We start from the raw sequence: 15090 nt of genomic DNA, 5'->3' as shown, positions 1-15090 counted from the left end.
AGCGTTTACTGTATTTAAGTATCAAAGAGTAGGTGATAACTGGTAGCATGCAACTAAAAGCATGCAACTAAGGACAGGCATGAACAGATGCAAATGTTTACAAATTTGCGACATGGTCTAAGCTTTAATTTCTTCGATTAGCATTGATACGTTCAAGGAGAGAACAATGGGCTTAGCTAGGAAGTATCAAATCAACTTGTCAAATACGCGTTACTATCATTGTGTGTCACGTTGCGTCCGCCGTGCTTTTTTGTGTGGTGAAGATATGTTGACAGGAAAGTCTTATGAGCATCGGAGGGGCTGGGTTGAAACGCGTTTACTCTCTCTAGCCAAAATATTTTGCTTGGATGTTTGTGCTTACGCGGTAATGCCTAATCACACCCATGTGGTGTTGTATATCGATGATAAAAAAGCACAAAGGCTCAATGATAAAGCTATTTTACTACGCTGGAGCAAGCTTTATAAGGTATCTTCACACGCTCAGCAATTTTTACAAGGTGAATGCTTAAACGAAGGGCAAAAAAGTGAATTAAGCAAAGAAATCAATGAATATAGAAGCCGCTTAGCGAGTATTAGCTGGTTTATGAGAGGGCTCAATGAGCACATCGCTCGACGTGCTAATCAAGAGGATGAATGTACCGGACACTTTTGGGAAGGGAGATTTAAATCTCAGGCCTTGCTTGATGCTTCAGCCTTGTTAGCATGCATGGCTTACGTAGACTTAAACCCCATTCGTGCAAAATTGGCTAGTAACCTAGAAGATTCAGAACACACCAGTATAAAACTTAGGTGTGAGTTTGCAAAAAGATGCAAACAGCCAAAGTATCTAGCGCGGTTTTAGGAAATACCAAAAAACATATGCACAAAGGTATACCCTTTGAATTACGTTCATATCTAGACTTAGTTGATTCTACAGGAAGATGCATTCGTGCTGATAAACCCGGGTTTATCGAACCGCGTCAAGAACCTATTTTGGAGCAATTAGGTCTAGAAGCACGTAATTGGTTTAAACTTACTACCCAGCTTGAGCAAACTTTTCACGGTGCGATTGGTAGCGCAGATTCGATAGAGGCTTATTGTGAGCATCGCAATTTAAGGCGATGAAGTAATATTTCGCAAAGCCAACGACTTTTTACGTAATATGAACTTACGTAGACGGCCAATTTAATCCGGTTGTAAGTGTTTAACTGCTCGCTCAGGTTGAGGGAGCAGTTAGTCGTGCACGTTGTATGAAACACTCAATCTTATTTGCACAAAGCCATCGGTCCTACTTTATTTGGCTTTTCAGACTTCCAATTAATTGTTTCTACAAATTGATTATTTTAACCAGCCTAATCGGTTCACCATCAACGTCAAACTCACCCGTGATCTCAAGTAATCCATTTTTTAATCTTTGTAACTTATCTATTTTAATTACTTGTGTTTGATAAGGTAAGAAAGTAACAGGCTGCTGCCAAAGTGAACCTTCATTTTGAAATGATTGAAATGGAGTAAAATCGACGCGTAATATACCACTCGATGCACCTGAATAGGGACCGGTTAGCGTGATGGTAATATTGTCACGAACAGTGACTTCCATTTTTACCCCATCAAAAGGTTTCTCCGGCGTTAGAAGAGATTTTTGTCTTGTTAATCCATTCCAATTAATTACCAAGGTCTGAGAGACTTGTTTTGGCAATAGAACACGGTGTTCACCTGAAGCTAGCATTTTTTTGTAGTTACCGTAAGTTAGCGCAACTGCATGCTTACTGGGGTTGTTGACGTAAAGATAGTGCATTCCGTCAGAAAAGTAGTCCTGGATGTTGATACCACTTAGCGTAAAGAGCGCATCGTCGCCAAGTGTTGTTTGCCAATTTTGCATCAAGTGGTTGAGGGTTTTATTCTCAGTTTCAGTGACTGTCCTTGATTTCTGCTTGTTAAATATTTCGCGAAGTGGGGTCATACAGTCATTTAACTGAGCGCTATATTCCACACAGGTGTTAAAGGCTCTGCGCAGTAGCGATGCACCTTTAAAGTGCCAGGGATTAGTGGTTTGTTCATTCGTGATCAAGTAATCATGCGCGGCAAAGTAGGGCGCTATTCTATGATTATTATTTCGGCCAAGAAGACTTATTTTTTGCAAGCTAAGCGCTGAAATGTCGATTTGGCTCAATTGTAACCTAGCCAGTTGCTCATGGTGTAGTGTTTTCATTTTAATAACTAGCGCATCGTTCTGCTTTGAAAGCGTGAGCGCAAGTTGATGATATTGCATGATATCCATGCGTAATTGCGGCAGCAGTGCGATAGACTTTGCGGGGAACAATGCTTGATTGCTTGAGACCGTTAACTTTACTCCTTCTTGAAGGGTCAATTGCAGTAAGTTATCTTTACTAAAATCAACTTCTTCAACTTTAGAGTGTCCAAGACGCGCATCTAAGCTTTGGCTTGTTAAATCAGCGATTAACGCAACGCCAATTTCCCCACGTTTTATCTGCTCCGGCTCGAAGTCGATTAGTGCTGCAACACTATTCTTATCAAGTGAGTTGATTAGAGGTGTTTTATCTGGTGCGGGAAAATCCATCACGGCATGTGCAGAGGAAAAGTTTGGATGAATGTCGAGACGATTAAGTGTTTTGTTTTCGGTATTTCTGAGCCAATATGTCGCACCGTTTTGCTCCCAAGGCCCATCGACAATATAAAAACTTGGTGTGGCAGAGCGCACAAATGCAGCAAACTGCTGTTCAAGCTGGGGCCAATTGGGGAAGGTCTGTTTTAAGAGTGCATTGGCAGTTGGCAAGGTATTTTCAGAGTGGGGGTTTGCTTCCATTAATTTAGCAATAAAGCGTTTAAAATATTGATAGCGTTCAGGATCGCTCAATAAAAAATGTACGATAAAAAAGTTGAGCCCGCGTTTGAGTGATGGGTCATCGTTGATTGCTTCAAAAGATGGCTGTCCACTTTGGTGATACTGCTGTAAACCCAAGTGCAGATAGTTCATTGGAGCACGGTCAAAAACCATTACAGTTAACTGTTTTTTATTTGGATCATATACGTGGCTTGCAATGGCATCTGCCATTCCCTCAGTGATCCAATTGGGTGCCCAAGTTGAGTGACCGTTCAGAGCCATATGAAACGCATGCATGGTTTCATGGATCACGATGTAGCGCTGGTGATGCTGGCGATGACTCGGAAAGTTGTACCCTGCGCGGTTATAAAACATGGTTTCGCCACCAGCCGTTTCATGTACGCCTCGCAAAAAACCGTCGTCCAGCATGGCTTCTTTTGTACGTTGGCGTGAACTTCCATAAACGACAGCAATTCTCTTTTTATCAATCGCTGCAGGCGCCATACCAAACAATTCAACATAGTGAGGGTAAGACATTTCTAATAATTCTAAATAGAGTTTTACTTTGTCCTCAGGAAAGTCACTTTTTAGCGCAAAATGTTTACTCACCCACCAGTCATAGCCCCGCGAGTTAGCTATTTTTCCATCGCTATAAGTCAGCGGAATTTGTTTACCAACATGTTGGATATCAATGTGTCTCAACGTGCTGACTCGACCATTAACGCTTATTTCAGAGCGCATATCAGCGGGGCTTGGAATAGCGGCAATATCGCTTCGCGTAGTTTTACATCCGCTGAGTAAGGCAAGTATTGCAATTAGAGGAGTAAACCCTAGCCGCGGCTTTTGCATAGAGGGTATTCGCCAATAAAAGGTATGGAATAGATAAAATAAAGACATGATACTTTTCTCTCGTTATTATTTGTGTATATTGTATGCAATATAAAATAACAAAGATAACAGGTATTGTCATTATGCAAAATCAGCAGCAGTGGTGTGAACCAGATCTCAATGAGGCAAATCGGTCAACGTCGTCTTCTGGGTTTGGTCGAACTTTTTACATTGCGAATATCATGGAAATATTTGAGCGGCTCGCTTGGTATGGCTTCTTCGCCGTGTCATCAATTTACATGACAACACCGAAGTCGCAAGGTGGTATTGGCTTTACTGATATAGAGCGTGGCGCGGTACAGGGGATTATTCCCTTCTTTTTATATCTTTTGCCTGTTGTAACTGGTGCGCTAGGAGATCGCGTTGGGTATAAAAAGATGTTCTTTTTTGCATTTTTGATCATGACGCCAAGCTATTATTTATTGGGACAGGCACAGAGTTTTTGGCCGTTTTTTGCTGCGCTGAGCTTTGTTGCCCTGGGTGCCGCTTGCTTTAAACCTGTGGTCGTTGGCACCGTAAGCCACAGTACAAACGATGGTAATCGTGGCCTTGGATTTGGGATCTTTTATACCATGGTGAATATTGGTGGGTTTTTAGGCCCATTGGTTGCGGGATATATGCGCGCCATAAGCTGGGATGCGGTATTTATGATGTCGGCGATTTGGATTGCCATAAACTTTATTCCCTTGATGTTATTTTACAAAGATCCGCAAACATTACCTAAAACCAAGCAATCTTTTACTCAAGTATTAAAAACCGCGCAGTCGGTGCTGGGTAATACACGTTTAGCACTTACGCTGTTTGTCGCACTGGCGCTATTGATGTCAGCAGGCGTTGGGTTTTCTAACTACAGTCAAGCGTTTACTTGGATTGCAATATGGTTAGTAGCTAACTGGGTGTGGGACAGAGTGCTTATAAATCGAGCGCCGACTAAAGCATGGTGGCAACAACCGATGAAGGTGAGTAACCTGCCGTTTGCGTTATATTTGCTGATCCTTGCAGGCTTTTGGACTGTATATAATCAGCTTTTTTATACTTTACCTGTGTATATCCGTGATTATGCAGATACCCGAGATATATTGGCGTGGTTTGGCGATTCTGGCGTCGCGTTTTTAGCACATGTTGATATTGATAAGTTAACTGCTGCCATTTTTACGCTGTTCAACGAGCTTAAGGAAAGCGGCGCGGTATCCATTGAAACCATTAGGCTTGAATGGGTTCACCTCAAAGTGAATGTCCCGCATGAGCAAATACAGTTGATACTACAAACGCTAAATGCGCTTCACGATAATGGACAGGCACTTTCACAGCTCCAAGCGCAAGCCCTTGCTGAACAACTCGTACAATATCGTCAAATTAATCCTGAGTATCTCATTAATTTAGACTTTGCAGCGATTGTGGTCGCACAAATTTTGGTGAGCTTTCTCTGTCAGCGATTTAGACCATTTTATGTGTTAGTCACGGGCTTACTGGTGATGACGGTTGCGTTTATCGCATTACTTAGCGATAGCGACTGGTTAAGTGGTCAGCTCATTGTCACTGTCATATTGCTTATCGCGCTTGGTGAAATGCTTGCCTCTCCTAAAAGCCAAGAATATGTCGCGAGTATCGCGCCTCAATCTCAAGCTGCGTTGTATATGGGATACTATTTTGTTTCTATGGCGTTGGGCTTCTTATTTGCTGGATTTTTATCTGGTTGGAGCTATAAAGTGTTGGTGCAAGAAATGGCGGCACCAGAGTTAATGTGGGGGCTATTTGCCGCTATCGCATTTATAACCGCCATTGCATTATTCTGGTTTAACACAGTGATAATAGACAGAAAAACATAGCACTATTGAAATGGGAACAGTTATTGGTCGCGATCGGTTTGTTTGCAAGCCATATTCTTTCTACACTCAAGCAAAAAATGAGGAAGTAACATGAATAAAAAAATATGGATGAGCACGGCACTCTTTGTTTCAAGCAGTGTGTACGCGCAAACGTATGTTTTAAATGCTGACTCTGCGATTGATGTGGTGTCAGGCAAGCTTATCTCACCTGCAACTGTGGTCGTTGAAGACAATAAGATTATCTCAGTCGGAAAATCAAATCGTAAAGCCTATCCAAAAGACGCTGAAGTGATAGACCTAAGTGGCCACACATTATTACCCGGTCTATTTGATATGCATGTCCACCTAACTTCAGACGCACATGTTCATGGCTACAAAAGGTTGCAACGCACTGCACCTCGTGCGGCAATTACTGGTGTTAGAAACGCCAAGCGCACACTAGATGCGGGCTTTACGTCAGTTCGTAACCTTGGTGCTGCTGGCTATGCTGACATCGCGCTGCGCGATGCCATTATTGATGGTGACGTATCAGGCCCACGTGTAAACGCAGCAGGTCCTTCACTTGGGATCACTGGCGGCCATTGTGACAACAACCTCCTAACCCATGAGCATAAAGTATTTTCAGAAGGGGTGGCTGATGGACCTTGGGCAGTAAGGCAAAAGGTACGTGAAAATATTAAATATGGCGCTAACTTAATCAAGTTCTGTGCAACGGGTGGCGTTCTGTCTAAAGGCACTAAAGTGGGTGCTCAGCAATATTCCCAAGAGGAAATGACGGCGATTGTGACCGAAGCACACTTACGCGGTTTAACGGTTGCTGCCCACGCGCACGGCACTGACGGTATCAAGTCTGCAATTAAAGCAGGTGTGAACTCAGTAGAGCATGTAAGTTTTGTGGATGATGAAGCCATTCAGCTAGCCAAAGACAAAGGCACGTACTTCTCTATGGATATCTACAATACGGAATATATTCTTGGCGAGGGAGAAAAGGCAGGTATTTTGCCTGAAAGCTTGGATAAAGAACGTAAGGTGGGTGCTACTCAGCGTGCTAGTTTTACAAAAGCGGTAAAAGCAGGCGTGAATATGGTGTTTGGCTCTGACGCTGGTGTTTATCCTCACGGTGACAATGGTAAGCAGTTTAGCCGCATGGTGAAATTTGGTATGACTGAACTACAAGCTTTACAGGCTGCCACTATTAACTCGGCGACGTTACTCAAGCAATATACACAATTAGGCTCGCTTGAGGCGGGGAAACTTGCTGATATTATTGCGGTTAAAGGCAACCCACTAAAAGACATTAGTGTAATGGAAAACGTCACCTTTGTGATGAAAGACGGCCAAATAGAAAAGCAGTAATCTAGCGACTAGCGCAGAGCTTGTTCTAAGTTCTGCGCAGACGCTATGAAACTGTTGGAATTCTTTTTTAGCCTCACTCTCGCTTGCTAGGCTGCCTTAGAGGTTATAAGGAGGCTTTCCTGCACTGCCCATAGTTTTACCTTACTTAGTATGTTATTTACATTGACTCGGGGAATAGGGTATTTCTTACTATCTGTAAATTTTTATAACAGCCATTGATGCTGCGATATCCACATTCATTAGGGTATTCACTCCCTGCGTCAAAGCCGCTTGAGCAGTGACATTGTTATTTTGTTGCGCATTGATAGCGTTATGTGCAGCGTTTGACAATGCTTGGCTCACGGCAAGCATGAGCTTACTCGTTGCTAATGCTGGTGAGTCTCCAAGCACTTTGGTGTTTGTTTGAGACACTGAATCGGTAACTTGACTATTCACCGCAGTTGGAAATGCCATGTTTATCTCCTTTAAATAGCTGATACAAAAAGACACATAACCCCGTGGAGTGCAGAGATACTATTCTCGGCTCAGAGTATGCTTACATTCAGTCTAGTCTCTATATTAAAAAGTGCATTCAACCAATATGGTTAGTACAACAATTATCTAGAACTGAATGTAAAATTGACCGGCAGGGGGGTTACCTTAGCCGATATACGAACCGCATTTTTTGGCTCTGAGCGTCCATAGACTTGGGAAAACTGTTGAATAATTTTGACGTTATTCGCTGACAAATGAACTAAAAAGGCGCACAATAGTAGGCGTTGCCAGACAAGGTATTTCATGATGGATTTGAAATACCTAAGTGCTTTTCCAAGACCCTAGAGTACTTAAGTATTATACTTTTAAGGGCAACGTGATGAATACGCAACTTCCTAAAATCGTGATCGTCGGTGGTGGTGCTGGTGGCTTAGAGCTGGCAACACAATTAGGGCATAAACTCGGAAAAAAACGCCAAGCAGAAATCTTATTAATTGATAAAAATCGCAGTCATATTTGGAAACCGTTGCTTCATGAAGTCGCGACAGGGTCTATAGACGCTGACTTAGATGGAGTGGTTTATTCTGCTCATGCAGCAAAGCATTATTATCAGTTTCAGCTCGGCAGTTTTAGCCACGTAGACTCAATCAATAACACCATCACGCTGAGCGAGCTAAAAGACGAACTCGGCCATCGTATTCTCCCAGAGCGACAAGTCAGCTATGACTATTTAGTGCTCGCTATTGGTAGTATTAGCAATGATTTTAATACGCCGGGGGTCAAGGAGCATTGCTTCTTCCTCGATTCAAATCAGCAAGCTGAGCGATTTCAACATGCACTCCTCGACAACTTTACACGCTTACACCAAGACGATGATCCAAAGCACTCGTTAACTATCGGTATTGTTGGTGGTGGCGCTACTGGCGTTGAGCTTTCTGCCGAGCTGTATCATGTCTCAGACATGTTGAAAATGTACGGGCTGAGTAAAATGACTGCCAAACGCCTTCGTATTGATTTAATAGAAGCTGGTCCTCGAATATTACCAGCACTACCTGAGCGTATTGCTAATTCAGCTAAACGGGAGCTTGTGAAGCTAGGTGTCACGGTGCGAGAAGGCACCCAAGTAAAGCAGGCAACTGAAGACAGTTTTATTACTAAAGAAGGTGAACAACTAAAGGCAGACATCAAGGTATGGGCTGCGGGGGTAAAAGCCCCTGACTTTATTAGAGAAATTGGGCTGTTCGAGCTTACTCGCAATAATCAAATTAAGGTAAATCAATACTTACAAAGCAGTGTAGGTGAGCATATTTATGTCATCGGTGATTGCTGCGCGTTTACCCAAGCGGATGGTACTCAAGTGCCGCCGCGTGCTCAGTCGGCCCATCAAATGGCGCAATGTGTAGAGAAAAATCTAATCGCAACACTAAAAAATCAACCTTTACACGAGTTTACCTATAGTGACCACGGCTCTTTAGTGAATTTATCTCGTTATAGCACCGTTGGTAGTTTAATGGGAAACCTAACCAGCAATAGCTTTTTTATTGAAGGTAAGATAGCGCGATTCATGTACATCTCGTTGTATAGAATGCATCAGCGCGCAATCCATGGTATCGCAAAAACCTTTGCGCTATGGATAAGCGAAAAGGTGCTTAGAGTGGTGCGGCCAAAAATGAAACTGCACTAAGTTAACCTGAACTTCAGATAATTAATGCCTTTCTAGCAGCCAGTTTTAGCGCTAACCGTAACCTTGCCTACAAAGGGTCTTTGTGGGAGTAGGACGCGAGAGCGTTGCTATCCGTAAAGCCTTTTCTCTAGACAAGGGGGAACATTAATGTAATTTTAAAACAATGTGTTAGCTCACTCTTTTTCCAACCCCGATTGAGTAGCATTTGGTGTATCTAAAACCAAAGACAATTGATTTTTTGCTTTGCTGTTCATATTCCAATTTTCAAAAACTTTTACGTGGCTGTCCACGATATCTATCAATAGTTAAAGTGCCTGTCCATGATAACGGTCTTTCTATTTCGTATGTCACATCAGCGTGATTTTGAAATTTTTATAAAGGCTACCTTACTCGATTTCACAAAAAGACTTCCCACCATTACTCAGCTATACAAAGCTTCTAGAGGTCATGTCTCGTGTGGTTACTTTGCTTTCAAGTTGTTTTAAAACCCTAAGACCTACCGATCGCGACAGTTGCTTCATCGACTTAACGAGCAGCAATGTTTGCCATAATTAGAGGGTACTAAGGACCAAAATGTAATTGTCCCCCTTTGGTTATCCTTATCATATGATTCAAAAAAGTAAAATTGTCTTCAGTATGAATGAATTAACTAACTAACCTGAACTCTTTGTGGATAATAAACTTTTGAAGTTTTCATGAGACTCAATTTTTGAAGATAATATCTTGTCTAATTTAACTCCTAACGAAGCAGTGCTATCATTTTGTTTTAATAGCTTGTATAAAGAGTTAAATGAATAACCACCTGCAGAGTGCGTGAAAAGCTCTTTGAGAAGTTTATATTTATCATCTTTGTCGAACTTAACGCTGAGGACATCAAAAATCACATGACCACAAGCGTAAGCAGCAAAGACTGAAGGGGTGTTATCAATACTTCCTAAAGCTTCTGTCTCAAGCACGCTAGAACACTTTTCTATGTCACTTTTATAAAAATAATCATGATAATCTTTAGATATCATGCCTAAGGACAGTAACAGTTGGTAGGATAAATATTCAGCACTACCTTCATATAGCCATGTAGGTGAATCTCCCTTATTTGGAAAAAGATAACCATTCCAAAGATGAACAGCTTCGTGCGCGATTATTAGTAAAATTTCACGTTCATATCTCAAAGGGTTTAAAATAAGATCATCTCCACTTAGAGTTAACACAATTTGACCTGGTAAAGCACCACCTTCAAAGCCTAGATAGTCTCTACTTTTATCATAATAAATTAAAACTTCAATGCTGCCAGGGTGGTTGTGATCTAAAGCCTTTCCTAATAGGTTTATAATTTTTATTGTATTCTCAATAACTGAATTAGTTAGTCTAATATCTATCTCTGAGCTGGTTTTGAAATTTACACCCTTAAATTCTTGTGTTTCAATAGGTGCTAAAAAGTAATAACTTTTAAAATCACCACCTCTAATTTTAAGGTGGTTTCCACTGGTTTTCTGATTGTTATCTTTCTCTTTACTTATAATTTCGAATTCTATTTCTTCATTTTTTTCCTTGCCCATCTTTGTGTAATTTATTTCATTAGGTAAGAAATAGTCTAGAAAAATACCAGTCCCACTTTTGAAAAATAGATATGGAGAATAAGCTCGAATTTCAGATGTGTCGAACCCCTTATCTATTGTTATAGATAAACTTTTTTGGGGGTGGAAAACTCTATTTTTCCATTGGGTGATATAGTGGGTGGGTGGTTATCTTTAAACCTCCAATAATTCATTATGAAGTTTTCAGGTGCGTTTTTTATCGTTATTGATCTTACGCTTTCTCTAAAAACATACTCTATCTCAAAGTTTTTCTTACTTGTTTCTTTTGTTATTTTTATTTCCACATTGCTTGCAGTGCTTAAAAAGGTGGAAAAAAGAATGCTTAAAAAAAATATTGCCTTGTAAATTTTTATTTCTTTCATTGTAAATTTACCGAGTTAATTACTTCCTGACTTTGTATGATAAGAGAGTCACCTAAAAAATCTAAGTTTCTTTCAATTTCAACCACACTAAAGCCACTTGCTATTAAATAGTTCACGATACAAGGCGTCAACAAGATTGTTACGTGATGATGCTAATTGTAACGACCTAAAAATTACGATGCGTAATCAGATCATAAAAACCCAATACTCGTCAATTTAAACTTCGATCCCGCTCTGTTTCAACTCAGACATCGCTATAAGGGCAAAGTAAGGTGCCTGTCCACAAAAAGGCCAGATAACCAATGAAAGTTTGATGTAGATTAGTGATTAATCATTTCCTCTTTTTTGATTAACGAAAGCTGTCGTGAAGCTTGCACATTTGTCCTAGTATATTAATCAAGTGATTAATGGAGTTGAAACATGACAAATAAGCTAACGGAAGCCGCTGTTACCCCGAGAGAAAAGCTCATCACCGCTGGTAAATGTTTGTTTATTAACCGCGGATATAATCGAGTCACGACTAGAGCAATTGCGGACCTTGCTGAGGTAAACATTGCTTTGATTAAGTACTACTTCGGCGATAAAGCGGGACTGTTTGAAGCGGTATTTCGCGAGGTTGCAGCACCTCTACTGAGCTTGCTTGAAGGGATTAAAAAATCACAGTTACGTGAACTCTCACCGCTTATTTTAACTCAGTTTATAGAGCGCTACTTTCAGGTGATGAGCCAATACCCAACGCTACCTAAGATCATTTTTATGGCACTACATGATACGCACTCTAAAGAGCATGAAATCATAAAAAAGATTTTCTTTGAGCATGTAGAGAACGGTGTCAGTGCTTTAAATTCGACCTTTCAAACGCTTTCGCCTGCAGAGCCCATTCGAGCTGAATGGTTACTTTTAACCTGCCTTGGCTTGTCGGCATTTCCTTTTTTGGTGCCACCTGTGATGCAGCCGCTACTTGGTATCGAAAACTCGGATACTGAGCAGTGGCGCTCGCTTGGCAAACATCAGCAAGCTATTTTTAACGTGTTTCTATCCCAGCATATTGAACGGAAAACATTATGAAAACACCGTTTTACATCATCAGTTTTGTGTTATTGACGCTTTTGGTTGGTTGTTCTAAACCCGAGCGTAAAATCTTCGGCATTATCGAACGACCGCAGGTGCAGATCAGCAGCCCAACCGGAGAGTTATTAGTTGAGTTGCTGGTCGAGCGCGGCGATAAAGTGGTAAAAGGACAGCCACTGGCGAAAATCGATGACGTGGTGCAGCAACAACAGGTTAATGCTATTGAACAGCAAATCGCGCGCTTGCAAGCGCAATATAGATTGTTACTCTCTGGCACCCGAGTTGAACAAGTCAAACAAGCCAAAGCAAGGGTCCATGCAGCACAGGCCGCTTGGGAAGAAGCTCAGCGGCAACTTGTTCGACAGAGGCAGTTAATCAAAGACAAGTTGACCTCTCAAGATAGGGTCGATGCCGCCTCTGCCAATGTCGAGTCGACACTTGGTATTTTGCAAGAGGCCCAAGCGCGTTTGAAAGAGCTTGAAAATGGCACGAGAGAGGAGACAATCGAACAAGCAAAAATCGCAATTACAGAAGCACAAACACAGCTAATTATTGCCAACAAGCAGCTCGCTGATCTTACCCTTAAAGCACCAACTTCCGGCATTGTCGAGGATTTACCTTGGCTTGTTGGTGAGCGTCCCATTAAAGGTGCACCGATTATTCTGCTGGCTGCTGACGACAAAACATTCGCTCGACTTTATCTGCCGCAAACCCAGCTTGCTAAAGTTTCTTTGGGAAGTGTGCTAAATGTGCATTTCGATGGCAGTGATAAAAGTCTACAAGGCACCGTCAGCTACATTAGCCAAAGCGCGAGCTTCACGCCTTATTTTGCACTTTCACAAGAAGAAAGAGCACGTTTAATGTATGTGGTGGAAGTGGTGCTCACTGATAAAGTGACTGTCCCGTCAGGCACGCCGGTTTGGGTGGAGCTGTAAGAATGACCAAGGAAATCGTGATCCAAAGTGAAGGTTTGGGTAAGCAGTTTAACGACTATTGGGCGGTTTCAGACCTAGACCTTACCGTAAAACAGGGCGAAATTTATGGCTTTCTAGGGCCAAATGGCTGCGGAAAATCAACTACAATCCGAATGTTGACTGGACTGTTAACACCAACCACAGGTCATATCAGTATTATGGGAAAGGATGTGCAGGCACATGGTGAAAGCTTGCGTAATCGATTAGGCTACATGACGCAAAAATTCTCCCTATACGAGTCGCTAAGTGTGCTGGAGAATCTCGAGTTTGTGGCGAAAATTTATGGTTTATCACGCAATGATGTTAAGCGTAGAGTGGCTGAGCTGCTACAGGAGTACCAATTAGAAGATAAAAAATCGGTGCAGTCCGGTGCATTGAGTGGTGGACAAAAACAACGCCTCGCGCTTGCCGCCGCCGTTATTCATAAACCAGAGTTGCTCTTTTTAGATGAGCCGACGTCAGCGGTTGACCCGGAAAATCGTCGTGCATTTTGGGAGCAGTTATTTAGTTTAAGTGCGCAGGGCACGACCATTTTAGTGTCTACCCATTATATGGACGAGGCAGAGCGTTGTCACCGCCTTGCTATCTTAGAGCAAGGTGTAAAGCGTGCGGATGATAGTCCCATCGCGCTGATGGAACAGTTAAAGGTTTCGGTGTGCGAAGTTGTGGGTGACGACGTTGCGGCATTAAAAACACGTTTAGCTTCATTACCGAGTGTGATTTCCGTCTCCCAAATAGGTGCTCGCCTAAGGGTGTTGATAAACAAAAAAGAATCACAACCTCTGGCATTATTGCGAGCTGAATCTGGAGGTGGTTACGAAGTGGATTTCACTCGCGCTAACCTCGAGGATGTGTTTGTAACGAGCACAGGGAGGGGCTATGCTGAGCTTGCGTAGGTTAAATGCCATCGTCAGTAAAGAGTTTATGCAGCTGGCACGCGACCGTATTACCTTTGCGATGATTGTGATGTTGCCATTGGCGCAGCTGTTGCTATTTGGTTATGCAATTAATACTGATGTAAGACATGTTTCCGCAGGTATTGTTGATTTTAGTCAGACTTATCAATCCAGACAGTTGATCCAAACCGCAGCCAACACTCAAGTTGTTGACTTTATCGGCTATTATGATTCAATTGCGGCGGCTGAGCAGGCCATTACCAGAGGAAAGGTGAATACCGTGTTGGTTATTCCTGCTGATTTTGTGCGTCGGCAGCTCAATCGTGATTATCAACTAAGTGGCTATAAAGTGGGTAATAGTACAGCGCAACATAGCGTTGCACAGTGGTTGATTGATGGTTCCGATCCGTTATTGAGTGGTGCCGTGGCGGGACTCAGCAAGTTGCCAACTAGCATCAAAAGGTTACCTATGCCTGCACTGCCAGACCCAGCTTTTGCGCTGCAAAATTACTTTAACCCAGAGAAACGCTCGTCGGTTAATATTATTCCCGGTTTGATTGCAATTATATTAACGATGACGATGATCCTATTTACCTCATCAGCGCTGGTTAGAGAGCGTGAGCAGGGTAATATGGAATTTCTTATCACCACACCGGTTCGGCCAACCGAACTAATGTTAGGTAAAATTCTACCTTACATTCTTGTTGGCTTTATTCAAATGGCGATAATACTATTTTTAGGACATTGGCTATTTGATGTACCGCTCAATTTTGATATGGCAAGTCTACTTATCGTGACGTTGTTGTTTATCACCGCGAGCCTTACCTTGGGACTGTTGATCTCTACTAAAGCCAAAAACCAATTGCAAGCAATGCAAATGACGGTCTTTGTGTTACTGCCTGCAATATTGCTATCTGGGTTTATGTTCCCATTTGCCGCGATGCCAAGAGCGGCGCAATACCTTGCAGAGATCTTACCTGCCACACATTACGTACGGTCGATCCGAGCTGTGGTACTTCGAGGCGCGCATTTCAGCGATTTGTATTTTGATTTACTCTGTTTAGTCGCCTTTAGTGTGATTGGCTTTATGATTGCGACGATGCGCTTTAAAAAGCGATTAGATTAGTTGTGTAAATA

The 15090-nt window shown here is 42.1% G+C and carries 11 protein-coding genes and 1 pseudogene; 8 read left to right on the top strand and 4 right to left on the bottom strand.

Features of this window, described 5'->3' with window-relative positions:
• Nucleotides 1-166 precede the first annotated feature (166 nt).
• Nucleotides 167-1104: pseudogene (locus tag MHN32_RS02090) on the top strand (transposase).
• Between the two features lie 202 nt (nt 1105-1306).
• On the opposite strand, the gene MHN32_RS02085 reads toward MHN32_RS02090, so the two are convergent.
• Nucleotides 1307-3721 carry a hypothetical protein gene (locus MHN32_RS02085; protein WP_239420777.1) on the bottom strand — a complete coding sequence of 805 codons (2415 nt, stop codon included), beginning with the start codon at nt 3719-3721 and terminating at the stop codon, nt 1307-1309.
• 35 nt (nt 3722-3756) lie between these two features.
• On the opposite strand from MHN32_RS02085, the gene MHN32_RS02080 reads away from it, so the two are divergent.
• On the top strand, nt 3757-5541 hold the full coding sequence (locus tag MHN32_RS02080; protein ID WP_239420776.1) for an MFS transporter: 1785 nt from the start codon (nt 3757-3759) through the stop codon (nt 5539-5541).
• A 90-nt stretch (nt 5542-5631) separates the two neighbouring features.
• Entirely contained in the window at nt 5632-6897 is a 1266-nt protein-coding gene (locus MHN32_RS02075) for an amidohydrolase family protein (protein WP_239420775.1), read from the top strand.
• 189 nt (nt 6898-7086) lie between these two features.
• On the opposite strand, the gene MHN32_RS02070 is transcribed toward MHN32_RS02075, so the two are convergent.
• Nucleotides 7087-7350, bottom strand: coding sequence for a RebB family R body protein (locus tag MHN32_RS02070; protein ID WP_174168991.1), 264 nt, complete (start codon nt 7348-7350; stop codon nt 7087-7089).
• Nucleotides 7351-7750: 400 nt separating this feature from the next.
• Between MHN32_RS02070 and MHN32_RS02065 the strand changes: the two genes are divergently transcribed.
• Entirely contained in the window at nt 7751-9055 is a 1305-nt protein-coding gene (locus MHN32_RS02065; RefSeq protein ID WP_239420774.1) for an NAD(P)/FAD-dependent oxidoreductase, read from the top strand.
• A gap of 653 nt (nt 9056-9708) precedes the next feature.
• On the opposite strand, the gene MHN32_RS02060 is transcribed toward MHN32_RS02065, so the two are convergent.
• Complete coding sequence (locus MHN32_RS02060) at nt 9709-10611, bottom strand: M1 family aminopeptidase (RefSeq protein ID WP_239420773.1); 903 nt, start codon at nt 10609-10611, stop codon at nt 9709-9711.
• A gap of 119 nt (nt 10612-10730) precedes the next feature.
• The gene (locus MHN32_RS02055) at nt 10731-11012 is read right to left on the bottom strand and encodes a hypothetical protein (protein WP_239420772.1); all 282 of its coding nucleotides are present in this window, start codon (nt 11010-11012) and stop codon (nt 10731-10733) included.
• Between the two features lie 420 nt (nt 11013-11432).
• Between MHN32_RS02055 and MHN32_RS02050 the strand changes: the two genes are divergently transcribed.
• Genes MHN32_RS02050 through MHN32_RS02035 form a run of 4 tightly spaced genes read left to right on the top strand, consistent with a single transcriptional unit; the run spans nt 11433 to nt 15079 of the window.
• Complete coding sequence (locus tag MHN32_RS02050) at nt 11433-12080, top strand: TetR/AcrR family transcriptional regulator (protein ID WP_239420771.1); 648 nt, start codon at nt 11433-11435, stop codon at nt 12078-12080.
• The gene (locus MHN32_RS02045) at nt 12077-13018 is read left to right on the top strand and encodes an HlyD family efflux transporter periplasmic adaptor subunit (RefSeq protein WP_239420770.1); all 942 of its coding nucleotides are present in this window, start codon (nt 12077-12079) and stop codon (nt 13016-13018) included. Before MHN32_RS02050 ends, MHN32_RS02045 begins: the two co-directional genes overlap by 4 nt.
• 2 nt (nt 13019-13020) lie before the next feature.
• Complete coding sequence (locus tag MHN32_RS02040; protein WP_102056677.1) at nt 13021-13953, top strand: ABC transporter ATP-binding protein; 933 nt, start codon at nt 13021-13023, stop codon at nt 13951-13953.
• Nucleotides 13937-15079, top strand: a complete 1143-nt coding sequence (locus tag MHN32_RS02035; protein ID WP_239420769.1) for an ABC transporter permease — start codon at nt 13937-13939, stop codon at nt 15077-15079. Before MHN32_RS02040 ends, MHN32_RS02035 begins: the two co-directional genes overlap by 17 nt.
• Nucleotides 15080-15090: the final 11 nt, after the last annotated feature.

This window comes from Pseudoalteromonas sp. Of11M-6 (genome assembly GCF_022347905.1).
GTDB lineage: Bacteria > Pseudomonadota > Gammaproteobacteria > Enterobacterales > Alteromonadaceae > Pseudoalteromonas.
Note: the sequence above shows the minus strand (reverse complement) of the source record. Positions and strands in the feature narration are given on the sequence as shown.

Excerpts from the sequence above, each read along its gene's own strand:
- MHN32_RS02085 (WP_239420777.1), bottom strand. The coding sequence starts at position 3,721 with ATGTCTTTATTTTATCTATTCCATACCTTTTATTGGCGAATACCCTCT.
- MHN32_RS02070 (WP_174168991.1), bottom strand. The coding sequence starts at position 7,350 with ATGGCATTTCCAACTGCGGTGAATAGTCAAGTTACCGATTCAGTGTCT.
- MHN32_RS02040 (WP_102056677.1), top strand. The coding sequence starts at position 13,021 with ATGACCAAGGAAATCGTGATCCAAAGTGAAGGTTTGGGTAAGCAGTTT.
- MHN32_RS02075 (WP_239420775.1), top strand. The coding sequence starts at position 5,632 with ATGAATAAAAAAATATGGATGAGCACGGCACTCTTTGTTTCAAGCAGT.
- MHN32_RS02055 (WP_239420772.1), bottom strand. The coding sequence starts at position 11,012 with ATGAAAGAAATAAAAATTTACAAGGCAATATTTTTTTTAAGCATTCTT.
- MHN32_RS02065 (WP_239420774.1), top strand. The coding sequence starts at position 7,751 with ATGAATACGCAACTTCCTAAAATCGTGATCGTCGGTGGTGGTGCTGGT.
- MHN32_RS02050 (WP_239420771.1), top strand. The coding sequence starts at position 11,433 with ATGACAAATAAGCTAACGGAAGCCGCTGTTACCCCGAGAGAAAAGCTC.
- MHN32_RS02080 (WP_239420776.1), top strand. The coding sequence starts at position 3,757 with ATGCAATATAAAATAACAAAGATAACAGGTATTGTCATTATGCAAAAT.
- MHN32_RS02060 (WP_239420773.1), bottom strand. The coding sequence starts at position 10,611 with ATGGGCAAGGAAAAAAATGAAGAAATAGAATTCGAAATTATAAGTAAA.
- MHN32_RS02045 (WP_239420770.1), top strand. The coding sequence starts at position 12,077 with ATGAAAACACCGTTTTACATCATCAGTTTTGTGTTATTGACGCTTTTG.
- MHN32_RS02035 (WP_239420769.1), top strand. The coding sequence starts at position 13,937 with ATGCTGAGCTTGCGTAGGTTAAATGCCATCGTCAGTAAAGAGTTTATG.